Annotated in this window: 20 protein-coding genes; 17 read left to right on the top strand and 3 right to left on the bottom strand. The window is 40.1% G+C overall.

Going from position 1 to position 20,112, the window contains the following annotated elements; genetic code table 11:
• The first annotated feature begins 66 nt into the window (after positions 1–66).
• Positions 67–1,020, top strand: coding sequence for a polysaccharide deacetylase family protein (locus tag ES896_RS18755; RefSeq protein ID WP_056704734.1), 954 nt, complete (start codon positions 67–69; stop codon positions 1,018–1,020).
• Positions 1,021–1,053: 33 nt separating this feature from the next.
• Positions 1,054–2,286, top strand: a complete 1,233-nt coding sequence (locus ES896_RS18750) for a M16 family metallopeptidase (RefSeq protein WP_041090488.1) — start codon at positions 1,054–1,056, stop codon at positions 2,284–2,286.
• Positions 2,287–2,338: 52 nt separating this feature from the next.
• On the opposite strand, the gene ES896_RS18745 is transcribed toward ES896_RS18750, so the two are convergent.
• Positions 2,339–2,602, bottom strand: a complete 264-nt coding sequence (locus ES896_RS18745; protein WP_052463354.1) for an acyl carrier protein — start codon at positions 2,600–2,602, stop codon at positions 2,339–2,341.
• Positions 2,603–2,772: 170 nt separating this feature from the next.
• On the opposite strand from ES896_RS18745, the gene ES896_RS18740 reads away from it, so the two are divergent.
• From ES896_RS18740 to ES896_RS18730, 3 genes are all read left to right on the top strand, one after another.
• On the top strand, positions 2,773–3,693 hold the full coding sequence (locus tag ES896_RS18740; RefSeq protein ID WP_065864798.1) for an aminoglycoside phosphotransferase family protein: 921 nt from the start codon (positions 2,773–2,775) through the stop codon (positions 3,691–3,693).
• Between the two features lie 173 nt (positions 3,694–3,866).
• A complete protein-coding gene (locus ES896_RS18735) occupies positions 3,867–5,636 on the top strand; it encodes an ABC transporter ATP-binding protein (RefSeq protein ID WP_135227174.1) in 1,770 nt (589 codons plus the stop codon).
• Positions 5,633–7,348: an ABC transporter ATP-binding protein gene (locus tag ES896_RS18730; RefSeq protein WP_135227173.1), complete on the top strand. Its 1,716-nt coding sequence runs from the start codon at positions 5,633–5,635 to the stop codon at positions 7,346–7,348. Before ES896_RS18735 ends, ES896_RS18730 begins: the two co-directional genes overlap by 4 nt.
• Here the strand turns inward: ES896_RS18730 and ES896_RS18725 are convergent.
• Positions 7,335–7,595, bottom strand: coding sequence for an acyl carrier protein (locus tag ES896_RS18725; RefSeq protein WP_041507289.1), 261 nt, complete (start codon positions 7,593–7,595; stop codon positions 7,335–7,337). The two genes, ES896_RS18730 and ES896_RS18725, sit on opposite strands and share 14 nt — an antisense overlap.
• A 101-nt stretch (positions 7,596–7,696) precedes the next feature.
• On the opposite strand from ES896_RS18725, the gene ES896_RS18720 reads away from it, so the two are divergent.
• Genes ES896_RS18720 through ES896_RS18705 form a run of 4 tightly spaced genes read left to right on the top strand, consistent with a single transcriptional unit; the run spans position 7,697 to position 11,649 of the window.
• A complete protein-coding gene (locus tag ES896_RS18720) occupies positions 7,697–8,710 on the top strand; it encodes a hypothetical protein (RefSeq protein ID WP_135227172.1) in 1,014 nt (337 codons plus the stop codon).
• Between the two features lie 19 nt (positions 8,711–8,729).
• Positions 8,730–9,308 (top strand): CYTH domain-containing protein, encoded by a 579-nt coding sequence (locus tag ES896_RS18715; protein WP_057079546.1) that lies wholly within the window; start codon positions 8,730–8,732, stop codon positions 9,306–9,308.
• A 5-nt stretch (positions 9,309–9,313) separates the two neighbouring features.
• Positions 9,314–10,459, top strand: a complete 1,146-nt coding sequence (locus tag ES896_RS18710) for a nucleotidyltransferase domain-containing protein (protein ID WP_135227171.1) — start codon at positions 9,314–9,316, stop codon at positions 10,457–10,459.
• Between the two features lie 23 nt (positions 10,460–10,482).
• The gene (locus ES896_RS18705) at positions 10,483–11,649 is read left to right on the top strand and encodes a phosphoenolpyruvate carboxykinase (ATP) (RefSeq protein ID WP_057079544.1); all 1,167 of its coding nucleotides are present in this window, start codon (positions 10,483–10,485) and stop codon (positions 11,647–11,649) included.
• On the opposite strand, the gene ES896_RS18700 is transcribed toward ES896_RS18705, so the two are convergent.
• Positions 11,646–12,728 (bottom strand): serine hydrolase domain-containing protein, encoded by a 1,083-nt coding sequence (locus ES896_RS18700; RefSeq protein WP_167764463.1) that lies wholly within the window; start codon positions 12,726–12,728, stop codon positions 11,646–11,648. The genes ES896_RS18705 and ES896_RS18700 overlap by 4 nt on opposite strands.
• 109 nt (positions 12,729–12,837) lie before the next feature.
• On the opposite strand from ES896_RS18700, the gene ES896_RS18695 reads away from it, so the two are divergent.
• From ES896_RS18695 to ES896_RS18660, 8 genes are read left to right on the top strand one after another with little or no spacing between them, the layout of a single operon-like run.
• Positions 12,838–14,067, top strand: a complete 1,230-nt coding sequence (locus ES896_RS18695; protein WP_135227169.1) for a methionine adenosyltransferase — start codon at positions 12,838–12,840, stop codon at positions 14,065–14,067.
• A 5-nt stretch (positions 14,068–14,072) separates the two neighbouring features.
• Complete coding sequence (locus ES896_RS18690; protein ID WP_135227168.1) at positions 14,073–15,107, top strand: hypothetical protein; 1,035 nt, start codon at positions 14,073–14,075, stop codon at positions 15,105–15,107.
• A 14-nt stretch (positions 15,108–15,121) separates the two neighbouring features.
• Positions 15,122–15,673, top strand: coding sequence for an AAA family ATPase (locus tag ES896_RS18685; protein WP_135227167.1), 552 nt, complete (start codon positions 15,122–15,124; stop codon positions 15,671–15,673).
• A 4-nt stretch (positions 15,674–15,677) separates the two neighbouring features.
• Positions 15,678–16,667, top strand: coding sequence for a phosphotransferase enzyme family protein (locus tag ES896_RS18680; RefSeq protein ID WP_135227166.1), 990 nt, complete (start codon positions 15,678–15,680; stop codon positions 16,665–16,667).
• Positions 16,664–17,392, top strand: a complete 729-nt coding sequence (locus ES896_RS18675; RefSeq protein ID WP_041507281.1) for an SDR family NAD(P)-dependent oxidoreductase — start codon at positions 16,664–16,666, stop codon at positions 17,390–17,392. The genes ES896_RS18680 and ES896_RS18675 overlap by 4 nt, the downstream gene beginning before the upstream one ends.
• Before the next feature lie 14 nt (positions 17,393–17,406).
• A complete protein-coding gene (locus tag ES896_RS18670; protein WP_048001546.1) occupies positions 17,407–18,180 on the top strand; it encodes an SDR family NAD(P)-dependent oxidoreductase in 774 nt (257 codons plus the stop codon).
• Between the two features lie 16 nt (positions 18,181–18,196).
• Positions 18,197–19,003, top strand: coding sequence for a histidinol-phosphatase (locus ES896_RS18665; RefSeq protein ID WP_096881418.1), 807 nt, complete (start codon positions 18,197–18,199; stop codon positions 19,001–19,003).
• A gap of 24 nt (positions 19,004–19,027) precedes the next feature.
• On the top strand, positions 19,028–20,110 hold the full coding sequence (locus ES896_RS18660; RefSeq protein ID WP_240688399.1) for an inositol-3-phosphate synthase: 1,083 nt from the start codon (positions 19,028–19,030) through the stop codon (positions 20,108–20,110).
• Positions 20,111–20,112 lie beyond the last annotated feature (2 nt).

Raw genomic sequence — 20,112 nt, 5'->3', positions numbered from 1 at the left:
GCGCGTAACAATAGTTCTAGCTTGTTTCTCCCCATCATAATTTGTGGTAAAGGGGAGGGACAACCATTGAAAAAAACGATACCATTCTTTGTGTTTGTATTTTTACTGCTCGTGTCATATCAAACGATGAAGCAGCCGGCTGCTGTTACATATATGAATTCAATGAAAGAGCACGCCGAGGTAGCATCTGTTTCAAAAGATATTCTGTATCAAGAGATCGAATCGAAGTCTTCTGACTATGAAGAGAAGCCGCAAAATGCTAAGATTGATAAAGTGTGGAAAAAGATGCCTGGCTTAAATGGACAGACAGTCGATATCGATGCTTCTTACGAAAAAATGAAAAAACAGGGCTCTTTCGATGAAAAGCTGCTTGTTTTTAAAGAAACAAAACCATCTGTCCATTTGCATGAACTTGGTGCTGAACCTATCTATAAGGGACATCCAGATAAAAAGATGAATGCATTCCTGATCAATGTAGCTTGGGGCGACGAGCATTTAACAAAGATGTTGAATACACTAGAAAAGCATCAAGTGAAGGCAACCTTTTTCTTAGAGGGCAAATGGGTGAAAAACAGTTCAGATCTTGCTAAAAAAATCGTGGCAGATGGTCATGAAATTGGAAATCATTCATACAATCACCCGGATATGCGCACACTGACAAGAGAACGAGCATTAGAGCAGATGATTAAAACAAATCGCCAAATTGAAGAATCCCTTGGGAAAAAACCGATATGGTTTGCGCCTCCAAGTGGCAGCTTTAAAGAAGAAACAGTAAAGCTTGCGAAACAAGAAGGAATGGAAACCATTATGTGGACAGTAGACACGATCGACTGGCAAAAACCATCACCAGCTGTATTACAAAAACGAGTGCTTGGGAAAATTCACAATGGGGCGATGATATTAATGCATCCAACAGACGCAACAGCGAGAAGTCTTGACGCACTTATCACTCAAATCAAAGAAAGAGGATATGAATTAGGAACGGTTTCTGACCTCCTAAGTGAAAAAAGACATCCGTGATGCGATCTGTTTGTTGAATAGGAGGAGCAAAACTTGGTCAAAACGTATACATGCCAAAACGGAGTAAGAATTGTACTTGAAAACAATCCCACTGTAAGGTCTGTCGCAATTGGCGTCTGGATTGGAACAGGTTCTAGACATGAGACACCAGAAGTAAATGGGATCTCACACTTTTTAGAGCATATGTTCTTTAAAGGAACAAAGACGAGATCTGCACGTGATATCGCAGAATCCTTTGACCGCATTGGTGGTCAAGTGAATGCCTTTACGTCAAAAGAATATACTTGCTATTATGCAAAGGTACTTGATTCACATGCTGGGTATGCCCTCGATGTGTTGAGTGACATGTTTTTCAACTCTGCTTTTGACGAAGAAGAGCTGAAGAAAGAAAAAAATGTGGTCTATGAAGAAATTAAAATGTATGAAGATACTCCTGATGATATCGTTCATGATTTGTTAAGTAAAGCCATTTACGGTGATCATTCATTAGGTTATCCGATTTTAGGGACAGAGGAAACACTCTCTACTTTTAACGGTGATTCCCTTAGAAAATATATGGATGAATTCTATACGCCGGATCGCGTCGTCATCTCTGTTGCAGGGAACGTCGATGACACCTTCATTCGTGAGGTAGAAACATTATTTGGCTCGTATGAAGGAAAGGGGAAAAAGCAGCCGGTCGAAGCCCCGCAATTCCACTATGACAAACTGACACGCAAAAAGGAAACAGAACAGGCGCACCTTTGCATGGGCTTTAACGGACTTCCTGCTGGAGATCAGGGCATCTATGACTTAATCGTCTTAAATAATGTTCTAGGCGGTAGCATGAGCAGCCGGTTGTTCCAAGACGTAAGAGAAGATAAAGGACTTGCGTATTCTGTATTCAGCTATCATAGTTCATTTGCAGATAACGGAATGCTGACGATCTATGGTGGAACTGGAGCGAAGCAGCTGAACCTGCTATCTGAAACCATCTTACAAACATTAGACGTCTTAAAACGTGAGGGAATTACGCAGAAAGAACTTGAAAACTCTAAGGAGCAAATGAAAGGCAACCTCATGCTCAGTCTTGAAAGCACAAACAGCAAGATGAGCCGAAATGGTAAAAATGAATTACTCCTTGGCAAACATCGTACGCTTGATGAAATTATTGATGAAATCAATCGCGTCTCATTAGACGGCGTGAATAATTTATCGAAAAGAATCTTTACAGAAGATTATGCTCTCTCGCTTATTAGTCCAACGGGTGATGTACCTTCTGCTTAAACAAAAAAAGGCATGTCTTTTTAAAGAGATGCCTTTTTTTCATGCCTAAAGATTAATCAGCTAACTTGTTTTGCAGCTGATGAACAATTTTATTGATTGTCGAAAAGTGCTCTGTCAATAGTTCCTCATCTGCAAATTGAATATCAAAAACCTCTTCTAATTCCAAAATGAGTGAAACTGCTTTAATTGAATCGAGACCGTGATTTGTTAACTCTTCATCTGCACCAATAGAAATCTTGCTATCATCGTCCAAAGAACGCAGGACCAAATCCTTTACTTGACTTGATAGTGAAAGGGCATCCGTCGTTTCATTCATCTGCAACGCTCCTCTTTACAAATTTTCTATTCTTTACATAAATTAACTATATTAGAATGGAAAAACATTGTAAAGCAGTTTCGATATAAATAGGAATTGTTGATCATTCTCTTCAAATGAAAAATTTGGTAGAGTGAGAAGAAAAGAGAGTGGGAAGGATGGATCAATCCATGAATAAAACAGACCTTGTGCAGCACATTCCCTTATTAAAAAAAGCGATCTCCATAGACCAGATTGATAAAGGCTATTCTCGAGATGAAAAATGGGTTGTGACGATGTCATCAGGTGAAAAGTATGTCCTTCGATTCACAGATCAAGACCAATATGACAAAATAAAGACGCAATTTGAGCTCCTTTCCCAATTAAGACGTCACGGTGTTCAGTGTGCTAAACCAGTGAAAATGGGTGTTCTAGATGAAACACAGCAAGTGTACTATATTTTATCGTTTGTAGAAGGTCAAGAAGCAAAAGAAATCATGAGTCAGTTAACAGAAGAACAGCAGTATGCGATCGGGGTAAGTGCAGGACAGGATTTACGAAACATGCATACATACCCAGCGCCATCTCACATCGAACCTTGGGAAGAGCGTGTTGTGAAAAAGCATCATCGATATTTAGCTGCTTATCGGGAAAGCGGTATCTCCATAGAAGGGGATGAAAAAGTTGCGCAGTTTATCGCACAGCACATAGATAAGGTGAAGGGAAGACCTAACCAATTTCAGCACGATGACTTTCATTTAGGGAATATTATTATAAAGAATAATAACTATGCAGGCGTTATTGATTTTAATAATTTTGATTGGGGAGACCCCATTCATGATTTTTATAAAGTAGCTCTTTTCAGTAGAGAAACAAGTGAAGCATTTGCGGCTGGTCAAATAAATGGGTATTTTGATGGGGAAATACCAGCTGATTTTTGGCAGCTTTACTCTGTATATGTCGCAATGAGCATCTTTTCATCGATTATGTGGGTCATTAAATTTGATCCAGGTCAAATGGATGAGATGATCGAAAGACTAGAAAATGTATTAAAAGATCATGATTATTTTCGTCAAATAGAACCTCATTGGTATACGCGTATCACTAGATAACAGTGAAATATAGGACGATTAGGCGGTGATGGAAGTCACTGCCTTTTCTGTTATAATGATACAAATTACACATTGTCATAAGTAGAAACATTTTATATAATCCAAACAAGGATCGAAAAAGTTGTAAAAAAATTCCGTTTTTTGTTGAAAAAGAGCAAAAGGCTGGTGATGGATTGAAACAAATCGACAAAGATTCAAAGCAGTTATGGCGTGTATATTTATGGACACTTTCATTTTTAAAGCCTTATACAGGTAAAGTGATTCTAGTCATTATGAGTGGATTCGTTATTACCTTGAGCGAACTCATTATACCTAAATTTATTCAATATTTTATTGAAACGATTTTGCCAGCAAAAGACTTTTCTAAAATGAATGGATTATTGTTAGGACTGACTGGCGTGATAGCACTTGGTATTATACTGACAGCTGCACGAAATTTATGGCAAAGAAAATTAATCGAACAAGCCTCAAGAGATTCACAATTTGCTGCCTTCCAGCAAATCCGTCAACTCGGTTTCTCATACTACGAACAACATTCTGTTAGTGAAACACTCTCCTTTGTTAACACACAAACACGAGCTGTACAAGAAATTTACAGACGATACTTCCCACAATTTATCAATCAGACACTATTTATCGCCATCTCACTATACTTTATGACACAAATTTCTATCTTACTCACTCTCATCATTATTCCAAGTTTTATTCTCTACTATATCTTTGGCCCTTGGCTTGAAAAAAAGGCAACGATCTACGGAAGACAAAGTGCAGAAGGTTTTCGCACGTTGCAAACAAAATTATACGAAAGTCTTGCTTCAATGGAAGAGCTTAGAATTTTAGGTTATATGAAATGGGACATGGAGCGGATTCAAAAGCTGCATGAACAGGTCCGCCAAGATCATGAAAAAAATGTTTTTTTCGCTTACTTACGAGGAAGCAACCGCAGGCTCACTTATTATATTGGCGCTCTAGCTACATTTGCTCTCGGCATCTACCTTGTAAATAATGGCCAGCTGACGACAGGCGGTTTTGTGGCATATATACTATATTATTTTTCAGCAATGCATATGCTTACTTCTATTGTCACACTTCTAACAGAACAACGAATCTTAACCTTTCAAATTGAACCTTTATATCATTTTATGAAAAAAACACCCGATATTAGAGAGCCTCGTCAGCCTATGCTGCTTGATCAAGTCGAAGGCGATATCGTGTTTCATGACGTTGATTTTCATTATCCCAATCATCCTCCTTTATTAAAGGGGATGAATCTACATATTCGGCGTGGTGAAAAAGTGGCGCTTGTCGGTACGAGCGGTGGAGGGAAAACATCGCTTCTTAAATTAATTGGACGCTTTTATGATCCCTCATCTGGGATGATCACACTTGATGGAGTTGATTTGCGCTGTTTACCTACTAGTCAAATAAGAGGTGCGATGGGGTTTGTTTTTCAAGAAACGTTTTTATTTAATATGAGTGTAAAGGACAATATTCGTTTTGGAGATACAAGTCTTTCAGATCAAGAGATTATTGAAGCCGCTAAAAAAGCTGATTGCGACTCATTTATAAGAGAACTAGAAAACGGATACGACACCATACTTGGGGAAAGAGGATTAAAACTATCTGGTGGTCAAAAGCAAAAGATCGCCATTGCCCGGCTATTTGCTAAAAATCCAAGTGTTGTATTACTCGATGAAGCAACAGCATCTCTTGACAGTGTCAGCGAGCAAAAAGTCCAGCAGGCATTACATCAAACATTTAAGGAATCTACTGTCATTGCAGTCGCACATCGTTTATCTACTGTAAGACATTTTGACAGAATTATTTTGATAGAAGACGGTTGTATGTTAGAAACTGGACATTTTAATGAATTGATGAGAAAAAAGGGACATTTTTATCAATTGGCGTCTGACCGTTCAGAAAAGGAGGCAGGTGTAACATGAGGAAAAATTGGCTGTTTCTTTTGATCACAAAGCAAAAATGGATGCTCATCCTCGCTCTTTTACTCGTTTTGATTGAAGCAGCAGCTAATTTAGCCATGATCGGGCTGCAAAAGTGGCTCATTGACGATGTCCTTTTGAATAGCGGCAATCAACAATTCCCTCATATCTTGATGCTGTTTGCCATCATTTTTCTTGTCTATGTTGTCATGTTTGTCGCCAGCCCATATGTGATGCACAAAAACTACCTTACCATCCACCATTCATTACAGAAAAAGATGTTAGATCAGCTTCAGCAAGTATCGATGAGATCATATAAAATGCATCCAGTTAGTTATTATTTACACAAGCTTAACCAAGATGTAAAGACAGTCGCTGTCACAGCTGCTTTACATATACCGAAGATTGTACAAACCATTTTTATGGCCGTTGTTTTATCGATCATTTTACTATCTGTGAGTCCTGTATTATTTTTCTTGCTTCTTTTTGCAAGCACGTGTTATTTCATTGTCGGTAAAAAAATGGCGAAAACGGCAACAAACATCGCAAAAGAAGTGCAAGAGAGAAAGTCAGATCTATTCGTGCATGTCGAAGAAGGAATTTCTTCTACAAGAGAAGTTGTTGCATTTGATCGACGCAAATGGGAAATCGGTTTGTATAAAAAGCTATTTAACAAGATGATGGATCGTGTCATTAAAGAAGGTAAGTTTCAAAATAAGCTTCTATTTTTAACAGAGCCATTGAAATGGTTTGGAATACTATCTGTGCTTGTGTTTGGCACATATCAAGTAGCAGCAGGAAACATGTCAATCGGCTTATTTGTCGTCATTTACCAATATGCTTCTCAATTAATGAAAAGTTATCAGGAGTTATTCCAGTATGTATTTGAATTTTTCCACCAACGTGCATCTGTTCATCGAATTGCAGACGTACTGCAAATAGAAAACGAAGAAAAAGGAACGAAGCGAATACATTCTGTGGAAGATGTGGTGTTTGAAGATGTTTGTTTTTCTTATGAACAAACATCTAAAGGGGCTTTAAACGACTTGAATCTTCATATTCCAAAAGGAAAAAAAGTGGCCATTGTTGGAGCGAGCGGCAGCGGGAAATCGACTATCTCAAAGCTGGCACTTGGACTTTATCAACCGGATAGCGGAAACGTTTTAGTAAATGGCGTTGAACGATCAGAGATAGAGCCATCTCATTTCTTAAAACGAGTAGCCGTTGTCCCGCAAGAACCCTATTTCTTCCCAGACACCATACGTCTCAATCTCATCATGGGATTAACTGATATTACTGAAGAACAACTTGAACAGGTTTGTGAGATTGCACAAATTCTTCCCTTCATTAAAGGACTTGAAAAAGGATTTGATACAGTCATTGGAGAGAGGGGAATTTCCTTGTCAGGGGGACAACGACAGCGTTTAGCTATCGCTAGAGCGCTTTTAAAACAGGCTGATTTTCTGATATTAGATGAGGCGACATCGGCCCTTGACCGGCAGACAGAAAGGCAGGTTCAAAAAGGGATAGACGATGCAAAAGGAGGAAGCACTTTGCTTGTAATTGCACACAGATTATCGACCATACAAAATGCAGATATGATCTATGTACTTGAAGACGGTGCTGTTCAAAGTTGCGGTACTCATGAGGAGCTGATGGAAGCCTCCTCGCATTACCGCTCTTTATTTATGGCGCAGGTCATCACAGCGTCTTAGTCAGTTTGGTTTTGACCAAAGTAAAGAGTCGATCTAAGGTGCGGAAGTGGTCAGGGTGTAATTCTTCGTCTTCAAACGCAATGTGAAAGGTGTCCTCTAATGAAATAACAAAAGAGACAATTTGGACAGAATTTAATCCTAAAGCTTTTAAACTATCATCAAGGCCTGGCTGCTCAGTGAGCGATAACTTATTCATCACAAGTTGGACAATTTTTTCTTCAACTTCTGTTCGTGTCAGTTCATTCATGTCGTGGCTCCTTTCTAAAAGATTAATATGTGTTATATTTTGGTGGATGAAGAAGAAAATTGCAATCGTTTTTATCAATCTATCATAAGGGGTGGCATTCATTGTCATATGTAAGCTATCAAAAAAATAATGTTCGTGTGGTATTAGGGGCAGATGAATCAGTTCAGAATTTAGTCATCAGTAAAGTACATCCCTATGTTGAGTGCAGCAAAATAACAGACAGACTTGAAGGAGACGTTTGGACGATTTTAACGAGCAAATATGCACAAGACATTCAAACAGAAGTGCCACTTGAAGAAGTCTTTTATCAAACCAAGATGGAACCTCGCTGCCGCTACCTGTATCACGGAGAGAAGAAAGTCGTTGTGATAGATGAACCAAAAGATGTCAGATGGACAGCCCAACACGCACTGCGTTTAATAAGAGTACTGCTTCGCCTTTTGTGTTATCAGGATGGACTTGTCTATTTGCATGGCGGCATGATGGAGATGAATCAAAAAGGGATTGCACTAGTAGGCGGATCAAGAGCGGGCAAAACATCCACCATTTTATCCTTGTTATCCTTAACCGATGCAACGTACATCACAAACGATGATATAGGGATTTCATATACGAACAACGAGTACAAAGGAACTGGTTGGCCGAGATCTATGAGTATTCGGAAAGATTCTTTTGAAGCCATTGAAAAGCTTGGAACACCATATAGACTTCAAACATCGAGTCATCCATTTAATGAAGATGATAAGAACTATCATTTCGTCTATCCGGAGGAATTAGAAAAATGGTTTTCACGTGAAGTCAAAACAATGGGGAAAATCGATGTCATGGTGTTTCCTGAGTTTTTACCTCATGGGCAAACGGGCGCCACACTTTCGAAAATCAGTCCACATGAAGCAGGGGAACGTCTAAAGGAGCACGCAGTCATCAATCCTGGAAGACATAATGAATTCCTCTTACCATATTTCACATTACCGACACCCGAAGAGCTAGAACCATTTCTTAAACATCTAGCGGAAAAGATCCCTTGTTATTCATTAAAACAGGCATTTACTTCTTTAGAGAAAGGAACCTTTCTCATTCAAGAGCTTCTTGAACAATCCGATATAGTCGTGTAAGACGTTTTGGAGGTGAGTCATGGTTGAGCAGGAGTATAAATATTTGTTGTCACAAACAGATTTTCAACACATCTACAACATGTTAAGTCAACATCATAAACCTACTTATTTAATGAACTTCAATTACTATTACGACACCTCAGATTTTTTATTAAAACGATATGGCTATACCGTACGGATCCGTCAAACCAGCGGCAAACGAACACTTGAGATCAAATGTCCCAGTCAAACGTCTGGTTATAAAAGAGTAAGAGAAGAAAAGTCATTTCCTATTGAGGATCTACCGCAAAAACTAGATGTACAGAACATCGTAACGTCTTTACCTTTTACAATGACTGAACAGCCAGAGTTGTTAGGACTATTGGTTACTGAACGAACTACCTTTTATATCGAGACAGGCATCAAAGTGGATTTGGATCAAAGCAGCTATCTTGGCATCACAGATCATGAATTAGAAATTGAATATGACAGTGAAAAAGCATATGAGGCAGATCAATGGTTTCATAGACTAACGGATGATTTGGACATACCAGTCAATCGAAAAGGGAAACGCTCTCGATTTATCACTAGATTTAAATCACTATACGGGAAGGAGTAATCAACATGCGGGCTGTTTTGGATCAATCCACTCTCACAAATGAAGAGAGGCTGCTATTACTTGGCTCACGTATTCAATTAAATGAAAAAGAAGAAGAGTTGATGAGAGATTTATTAAAAGACGGCATCGATGTACCTCAATTGATTGGACTTGCATCAAGACATAAGGTACTTCAACTGATGACGCCTCATTTGATTCGCCTTGATGATGAAAAAAAAATCACGACAACCTACAAATTTTTACTTCATTATCATTATATCGGGAATCGTCAAAAAAATATGGAGAGATTCAAGGAATTAAAGCGTCTTTTACAAACATTTCGAAAAGAAAATCTGAAAGCAGTCCCTCTTAAAGGAGCCATTTTAACGCCTCTTGTTTACAAAGATTATGGACTCCGAATGATGTCAGACATTGATTTCTTAATTCATCCAGATGATCGAAAAAGAGCTTCTTCATTGCTCAAGGAGGAAGGGTTTATCATCGGTAAATATGACTGGGCAACCGATCAAGAAATACCGATTTCCCGAGAAGAAGAAATGATGTGGAGAATGAATGCCGGGAATCTTTATTCACATATTAAACGAAGCGGAGAAGACTTTTTGAAGGTTCACCGTGTTGATTTCTCATACGATGTTGAGCTGAAAAAAAACTACGACGCTACAAATGCCTTGCTAGATGCTGCTATAGAAAAGTCATTTTTGCAAACGGATACTTATATGCTTGAACCTTTAGATTTTCTCATTCATCTTGCTTTCCATTTATACAAGGAAGCAACAAATGTACAGTATGTCTATTTACATGCAGATCTCAATTTGATTAAGTTCTGCGATGTAAGGGAGTACGTCAAGTTTGCTGAAGAGCAAAACCAACTTGATTGGCATGCTTTGCAAGCAAGAGCGAAGGAATTAGGGGCCGAGAAAGCACTTTTTTACACGTTTACGTTTGTAGATTTATTGTATCAAACGAACTATATCGATCAATTGCAGCAGTTAGATATGAGTGACCAATCGTTCTTAGAAGCCTATGGAGAAAATGATTTCGGTTCTTCGAAAATGTGGAAGAAATCTTTTGTTGAGCGTTTTTTCAGCTTGGATAATCGTGATGAGCTTGAAGAGGAGCCTGTCGTACAGCTGTTCCCTGAAAGGCAGTAGCAAAATGAAGAGGAGGATTCTATATGGAGATAAAAGCGCTTTTTGAAAAGCCAAAGAACGATTTTCCTTATGAAAAATCATTTGTGTTTGCAGGTATTCATTTTAACATTTTATCAACCGAATCGCTGGCAATTGAAGATATCGAACATTATATCCCGAAAGAACCAGACAGTGTGGGGGATATGCCTTCACAGATTGATATACGGTTTATCATTGATCCTGAGCTTGAACAGTCCGTTCGCAATGCGTGCTTTCAAAAGGGTGAAACGATTACAGCAAAAAGGAAGTTTACTTACAAACGATTGAAATTAGACGATCAAGTATTGTTTGCCTCGCATGAAGGTGACGAGCCGCACAGTGTGGCGGTCAATAAAGGGCGTTATGCTGTGATTGGAAAAAACAATAATGAATCTGCGATACGCTGTCCACTGCGAATCGTTCGAGAAATTGCCCTTAGAACATTAGAAAACCAAGGTGGATGCTTTACGCATGCAGCGGCTGTCTCTTTTGAAGATGGCCAAAAAGGAGCGTTAATTATTGGCGATAAAGGTGCCGGGAAGTCAACTACTATGTGGCAGTTTTTGCATCATGGGGGAGCAGATTTTATCACAAACGATCGTTCTATTTCAGTGCTTGAAGATCAGGAACTTACTGTGTATGGATGGCCGATGTGCTTGGCGCTTGGAGTAGGAACCGTCCAAGCCACAACAAATATACAGGAACTGAAAAACAAAAAATTCAGCCGGTCTCAAGATAAAAGAATATGGGATGAAACCATATCAACAGAGGAAGAGGCAAAAGAAAAATGGGCGAGCGGCTGTAAGTTTGAAATTACACCAAAAGAAGCTGCTGACATGACAGGAACAACGATTCGGAGCTCTACGAAAGTAAATATGGTGATTTTTCCTTCACTCAAAATAGGTTCAGGTGAGATCAGGCTTGTACCAGTAAAAAACGATGATCAGAGAGCAAAAGATATCATGGTCGCCAATATAAGAGAACCAGAAGATCCTGACTATTTAAAAGGCTGGCTCGGCCTTCGGCATGTGTCAGATACCTTTCTTGAACAAAAGGCATCTGAGCTGATCCATCATTTATTCAATATGCCATGTTTTTATTTAGAGGGTGATCCGCGGTATCTCCAGGACGCGATTCCAGATCTATTAAACAAAAAAGTGAGTTCCATTTAAAGAGAGGATTGTCTAAACATTCGTTTGAGACGGTCTTCACGCTTTTTCATCTGTTCGTGATCTGCTGGCAGCATGATTTGAAAGAGCATGTCGGCAATCGGCCGTGCGAGCCTTTCGTCAGAGTTTAAGAGAATGCAAACGCCTAATTTACGCTTTGGAATGAAGCCAATATAGGAGGTGAAGCCTTTAATTTCTCCGCTATGTTCAGCTAAGGTGAATCCGTTAAAAGGTCTCAAAAACCATGATAGACCAACACCTCTAGTGAAATCTTCTTCAACCATAACGGGGCTTTGCATTTCTTTTAGCGAATGCTGATGAAGCAGACGGTTTCCGTCGTATTGAGCTTGAATGAATCGAATCAAATCGTCTGCTGTAGAGAATAGTCCGCTTGAACCGTCCTCCCAAGATGGTGTTTCAGCACTTGGATAAGATATGCCGGAAAGACCAGAGGAAGAAAGGGTATACCCTTTGGCTGTGGATGCTGTTTCAATAAATCCAGTTTGCTGCAAATCGAGCGGTTCTAGTATGTGGGTATGCACTAATTCTCTAAATGGCTGTTGACTCACTTTTTCTAGTACTTTACTTAAAATTGAATAGCCAAGACTGGAATAATTGATGATAGACCAAGGCGGTGTAAAAATAGTCAGTATTTCCATGCACTGAGCTAATGTCATATCTCGCAGATGAGTTGCTTTATCGAGTGTTTTGGGCAGGCCTGAGATATGAGAGGCAATCATTCGGAAAGTGAGTGGAATTGGTTCAGACATGTGACTTTTTATGAAAGAAAGTAAAGGTTCGTAAGTATGAATAGGCTCATCGAGTTGAATCAATCCTTCCTCTCGTATTTTCATCATGACCATTGCAGTAAAAGGCTTAGTCACTGAACCAATTCGAAAGGTTGTGTCTTTTGTAACAGGGGTGCCGCTTTCAATATCAGCTAGGCCCTCATGCCACGACCAAACGTGCTTATCTTCATGAGAAATACAAATAGAGCAGCCAGGAATTTGATGTTGATTCAATAACTTCTTCATGTCAGTGGTTGTATCTTGCAAGCGTTGTAGGATCGATTCATTGATCAAAATAGACACCTCTTTCATACAGAATATATATATATTACCAAATGTTTCATGTTGTTTTAAGGTAAAGAATCAATATTTTTATATTTTAAAAGAGAGCGGGCGATTGATAATGAAAACAATTCAAAAAACCATTCTTGATATTTTAAAAGGCGATGGCCAGGATATTGAACAAATTCCATATGAGCTTGTAGAACGTAAAGGAGTAGGGCATCCAGATACGATGTGTGACGCCATCGCAGAAAGAGCTTCTCAATATTATTCTCAATATTGCATGGAACATTTCGGCAGAGTAGCACACCACTGGTTTGACAAAGTGATGCTTCTTGGTGGAGATGCTGATGTAACGTACGGAAAAGGAACAATGGTCAAACCTTATCAAGTTGTGTTTGCTGGAAAAGGGGCATACGCATACGGTGATGAGCCGATTCCTCTTAAAAAGATTCTTTTCGATGCAGCCAAAGATGTGTTATCAGAGGTGACGACCGGATTTGATGCTGACGAACATCTCGTCATTGACTGCCGGATTGTTGATCATCAAGGGGCAGGGCGTAAAAATTCTAGATATCGTCCGATGGTTGAAACAGATATGATCGAGATTGGTGATCCAAAGCTTGTTTCAAATGACTGTAATTTACTGCATGCTCATGCCCCGTTAAGCCGTCTTGAGAAGCTAGTTCTCTATACAGAGCGTTATGTGAATGGACCAGAATTTAAAAAGGTGAACCCAGATACCGGCTGGGATGTGAAAATATTTGGAAGCAGACGTCATGAAGATTTCAAACTCATAGTAAACATGCCTTTTCTAGCAAAAGATATTCATAGTCTTGCGGAATATTTTTCCCGTAAAAAAGAATGTCAGGATCAAATTGCACGCTATATTCATGAAACGTTAGGACTTACCCCTGATCTTATGCTGAACGCAACAGATCGCAATGGTCGCCCGTACTTAACAGCACTTGGTTCTGTAGCAGATACAGGCGATGTAGGTGTTGTTGGAAGAGGAAATCGATTAAATGGATTGATCACCCCAATGCGGTCTATGAGTATTGAAGCACCGGCTGGTAAAAACCCGCTTGATCATACAGGGAAATTGTATGGAGTGCTCGCGCAACGATTGGCAGATCAAATTTTTGAGACCATTCAAAAGCCAACAGAAGTGCATATCTTTACTTCAAAAGAAGCACCGCTCCACAACCCTGATGAAATTGCCGTCCGTATTGAACAGTGGGATGGAAATGAAGTGGATAGAAAGAGAATTGAAGACATTGTCATGAATGCGGTTCATTCGATGGGCGATGTGACAAAAGATTTAATTTTTAAAGGCGTGACAATGTGGTAATAAGGATGAAAGAAAAAGTCATTGATGCCGTTCATGCATGTATTCATACAAAAGAACCAATGGCAGTGACCATTCATCCATATGAAATTGAAAAACACAAACAATTGAATCAACATCATCTTCTATTGATACTAAAGCCTGAATTAACCAGTATCCATAAAGGTGTACAGCTTGATCGAATACTAGATGAACTTCTCCTACGCTTAGATAATCATGATGTAGAAATAGGAGCCGTGCGCGTTATATCATCCTTATATTTGAAAGAAAAGAAAATAATAGAAAAACAATATGGGATGCTGAACAAAATCTCTAAAAACGGTCTGAGTGAATTGTCAGATACGGCAAAAAAGATGCTGTTCTTTAAATATCCAGAGTTTAAACAGAAGGAACATTTCATATATGGAGGCCATCAATTTTTACAAAAGTACGAAGAGCTTACGCCATATGGTTTAGAGCTTCTGACACGGAACATGAAGGTGGACAAGCTAGGTGCGGGCACATACGCCATAAAGGCCGAGGTGGATGGAGAACAGATGCTTCTGCTCAATTCATTCCACCCTTGTCAAATTGAGTGGTTCACTGCACCTGCAAAGTCTATTATCGTCATGGAATGTTTTTCAAAGAAGCCTATGAGGATGTTAAGAGAAGATTTTATCGGTGCAACGGACCCTAAAGAGGCAAAAGCAGGTTCTTTTAAACACATGCTGCTGTCGGAGCAAAAACGGTTTGGTTTAACGAACGTGTGTACTCGATTTAATGGCATTCACCTGTCACCAGGACCTGTAGAAGCAATGGCGGGAATGATTCACTATTTTCGTACACCTGACACAAGGCTGACTCCCGCACATACACTTTTTGGCCAGTTGTTAAAGAAAAATGGCTTTTCGGAGGAATCACTAGATCTGTTATGTGAAGATGTGTCCATTCATTCAAGCGAAGTGCCAGTATTTGAATTAACTGAAAACCTCAATTGGGATGAATCATTAGATCTGTTAACAAAGGTGAGAAACGACATTCAAAAGCATGAACGTGTTCTGTAACAGGGGGGAACCACTTGAATAATGAAGGAGCTAGCCAGAGAATATGGATTGTTGGTCCACCTGGATCTGGAAAAACGACCCTTGCCCATCACTTGAAACAGGAATTAATGTTACCTCACTATGAGCTCGATGCCCTATTTTGGCAAGCGAACTGGAAAAAAACAGATAGGAAGTTGTTTATCGATAACGTCCATGAAGTTGTTAAACAAAAGAAATGGGTGATTGATGGTCAATATTCATCTGTTCACCATATCTTGACTGAATATGCTGATACGATCATATGGCTTGATGTGAAGAGAAGGAAGACATTCCCCCGTCTCATGAAAAGGACGTTCAAGCGGCTCATGACAAGGGAGAAACTTTGGAATGGAAATAAGGAGCGAATAGGTAATGCGCTCCAATTTTTCTCATATGCCTTTCATGTGTATCCAGAGGTGCTCCATCAAAACGAGAAGCTTTTTCACAAATTAAAAAAAGAATCACGTGTGAAATGCCTGCGCATAGACAAGCAGGAAGCGGCAGATCTGGTACTTAGGAAAATCAAAAACCTTGAGAAAAAGGGGTGAGGACATGATGAAATCTGATGATGCTGATAATGTCCTGAAATATTGGTTTTCGGAACAGCCAATCCGCTTAACACCTTTAAACGGAAGAAGCCCTAATGAAGGCTGGCTTGTAGAGGATGCTAAAAACCGCTTTGTCTTAAAAAAATGTGCGAGAAATCATGATGCAAAGTGGCTTCAATATTTAGAAGATTTAACAGATGCTTTGCTTGATTATGGTTTCCCGATTCAACCCATGATAGAGGCAGAGAACGGTCGTAAAACCATTTTATTCAAAGAACATTTTTGGCAGTTGCGGCCCTATTTTGAAGGAAGACCATATGAAATGGGAAATCGTTCAGATGAACAAGAAGCCATTCGGGTATTAAGACAACTTCATTCATTAAAGAACTTACCGAAAGGGCCTGTGAACCCAAACTGCGAATTGAAAAACTGGATAACTTCACCGGACGAAACACTGGATAAGACGGCAAGTGTATTAAAGAAAGTCGTTTCTTCTAAAAAGGCTGCTTCTTTGCTCAAAGTGTATGAACAGGAGCTGATGAATGTACTCACGCTGCTAAATCCTAGTCTGTATGAGGCATTACCTCATGCTGTCACACATGGTGATTTTCATTCTGGCAACCTGCTCATCCGTCACAAGAAGCTCGCCATGGTTCTTGATTTCGATACAGCAGGTTATAGACCCCGAATCTATGATGCAGCCATATCTGCTTTTTTGTTAACGAGAATCAAGCGGGGAACATTTCAACTAGATATTGTGAAAACGATTCAATTTTTAAAGGCATATGCCAATGACTTATCTGAAAACGAGTGGCGTTCTATATCTGGTTTTATCAGACTTTTATATATTCCGACAGGGCGGTATTTAACCCTTCTGCATACTTACACACCTCACTTATTGAACTGGTATATTGATTGGTCCTTGGAAGCACTAGAATCTGCATCAAGCCAGCTGAAAGAAGAGTGGTATCTCCAAAAGGAGATGAGGATATGAAGGTTGCTGTTGTCACTGGTGGAAATAGAGGCATTGGAAAAGAAGTGTGCAGACAGCTTGCGCAAGATGGCATGCTTGTCATTTTAACAGCGCGGCAGATTGAAAATGCTGAATTAGCTGCTTCTGATATAAATGAGCAGGTTGTGCCATACCAGCTAGATGTGACAAACGAAGAGTCGGTTGAACGTCTGTCGGCTTTTATAAAGGATTCGTACGGGAGAGTGGATGTGCTGATTAATAATGCGGGAGTCTTTCTTGACAACATAATGGATGACGCCTTTCCATCTTTTTTAGATCTTCCTGTATCGACACTTCAAGAAACGATGAATGTCAATGTATATGGCGCAGCTAGAATGACCAAGGCGGTTTTCCCTTACATGAAAGAGGCTGGATATGGACGAATCGTCAATGTATCTAGCGGCATGGGCAGGCTCTCCGCCATCTCCGCTTCAAACGATGTTAGGCGTGACGGAAAAAGCGGTCCTTACTACAGGATGTCAAAAGCGGCTTTGCACGTTCTGACAAAAGTCACGGCTTTAGAGGGGGCGCCATTTTCTATTCTTGCGAATGCGGTTTGTCCTGGCTGGGTACAAACGGACATGGGGACATCAGAGGCTGTTAAAACTGTACAGGAAGGCGCATCAGGAATCGTATGGGCGGCACAGCTCCCCCGAGATGGACCAACAGGAGAGCTACTAAGAGACGGTAAAAGACTTCAGTGGTAAGAGGAGGCAGCTACATGCGAGGAATGAAAGAAAAGACAGTGATTGTGACAGGCGGGGCGCAGGGGATTGGATATGCGGTCGCAGAACGAGCAGCACAAGAAGGTGCGCAAGTCGTCATTGCTGATCACCATGTAGATTACGGACTAGCAGCAGAAAAACAGCTCAAAGAAAACGGATATGATGTGTTGTTTATAGAAGCTGATATTGCTGATGAGGCAGCCATTGTCTCAATGGTAGAAAGAACAGTCGATCATTTTGGGAAAATTGACATGCTTGTGAATTGTGCAGCCGTTTTTATCATGCGTGGCCTTGAAGCTACTGTTGAAGAATGGCGGCGCATCATGGACTTAAATATTATGGGGCAAGCCCTATGTGTCAAACACACGTCACCTTACATGGAGAAAATAGGAAAAGGATCCATTGTAAATATTGCCTCCATTTCAGGTCATATTGCCCAGCCGAAATATTTAACATACAACGCAACAAAAGCAGCCGTTGTGAATATGACGCGATGCATGGCAATGGATTTGGCGGATGCAGGTATTCGTGTGAATGCAGTGAATCCCGGTACGGTGTGGAACAAAAATAACGAACGATTCCACTTGGAAGAACTTGGGTTGACAAGAGATCAAGCAAATCAGCACCCTGATATTGGAGGGATGCACATGTTAAAACGAACAGCTGATCCAGAAGAGATCGCATCTGCTGTCATCTTTCTTCTCTCTGATGAAGCGAGTTTTATCACAGGAGAAAATTTAATGGTTGACGGCGGCTATACTGCCATGTAGAGGAGTAAACATTTTGATGAAATTTGATCTGCACACACATCATCAGCGCTGTGGTCATGCGGAGGGAAACATCAGAGAATATATCGATGAGGCTGTCAAATTAGGCCTAGAATGTATTGGAATATCGGATCACTCCCCGTTTTTTGGTGAAGAGGCCGATCATTTTAAACCATGGGTAGCGATGGCTAAGAGTGAATTTCAATCATATGTAGAGGAAGTCCTGCAATTGAAAAAGGAATATGAGGGGAAAATTCACGTGCTGTTAGGTGTTGAATCTGACTATTTTCCAGAACACGAAGCCCTCTACCGAGACGTGTATCGACATTATCCATTTGATTATATCATTGGCTCGGTTCATGTCAGTAATGGATACGACCTATTTAACCGGAAACGCTGGGAACGAATCACAGAGAAACAAGCAATCATTGAAAAAGAGACGTATTACCAGTTGATTAAGATGTCTGCTGAGAGTCAAATGTTCGACGTTTTAGGTCATATTGACGCCTTAAAAGGTTTTTATCCAGAAATTGCTCATCTCAAAACAGAAGCTGTCGATGATGCGCTAAAAGTCATTGCGGAGAGTGGTTCTGTGATTGAAGTGAATACCTCTGGCAAAACAAAAGACTGCGGAGGCTGGTATCCATCAATGGATCTATTAGAGCGAGCCAAATTTTATGGTGTGGATGTCACGTTTGGCTCAGATGCTCATCAGCCCGCCCGCGTGGCAGATGATTGGCTGAAAGTGAAACAAACGCTGAAGGAATTAGGTTACCAGGAATGGTGTATTTTTCAATCTCGTCAAAAGCGAAAATTGGCTCTATAAATTCATAAAAAAGGGGTTATGAACATGACAAAAGTTCGTGTAGCAATTGCAGGAGTAGGATCATGTGCGTCAAGTATCGTTCAATTTGTTGAGTTGGCTAAGGAAAAGAAGGATACGCTCTCTGGTGTTATGCATGACGTCATTGGAGGCTATCAGTTATCTGATGTCGAATTTGTTGCAGCTTTTGAAGTAGATCAAAATAAAGTCGGAAAAGACTTATCAGAGGCCATTTTTACTAAACCAACAGCTGCAGTGAAACATATCGATGTTCCGTTTTTCCAAGTAACCGTCGAAGCAGGTCCTTTATGCGATGGACTTGAAGGAGATTTGGCCAACTGCATTCAACCACATGAACATTCACTGAATATGAAAACACATGATGTGACGCAAAGGTTAAAAGATGTTCAGGCAGATGTACTCGTCTGCTTCTTACCAACAGGTTCGTTTGAAGCAGTTCGTGTGTACGCAGAGGCCTGTGCACACGCTCAAACAGCCTTTATTAATGCGACACCTGAACCGGTGGCAAATGATCCTGAGTTTGTCAAAATGTTTGAAGAGTCGGAGACCCCGCTCCTTGGAGACGATTTAAGAAGTCACTTAGGTGCAACCACACTGCATACAGCCTTAATTGAACTATTAAAATCCCGCGGGATTGATATCACCAATACGTACCAACTAAATGTTGGAGGCAATACGGACTTTTTAAACCTAGCCAACCCTATGAGATCAACGAGTAAGCAAAAATCGAAGAGAAAAGCATTGTTCGCTTCAGGTATTGATGCCAGTGAAGTGGCAGCAGGTCCAAATGGTTATGTCAGCTACCTAGGGGATCATAAGGTCTGCTTCCTGCGATTAGAAGGGAATTCGGTTTTAGATTCTGACATTTCACTTGAAATTCGTTTACAAGTAGAAGATAGTCCGAATTCAGCTGGTGTCATTGCGAATGCGATGCGTGTTGCAAAAGCAGCTAAAGATATGAATCATAGCGGTGTCATACATGACGTCTGCCCATTCTTATTTAAGAGTCCACCAGTTGGACAAGTCGATTCAGAATCATTACGTCTGTTCAATGAATATGTGGCAAATGCTGAGCTGAAAAAGGTATAACC

It is taken from the genome of Bacillus sp. 005/A4HT-01/001 (assembly GCF_004634445.1).
GTDB lineage: Bacteria > Bacillota > Bacilli > Bacillales > Bacillaceae > Bacillus > Bacillus altitudinis.
The sequence above is the reverse complement of the archived record's forward strand: the minus strand, read 5'-3'. Positions and strand labels throughout refer to the sequence as shown.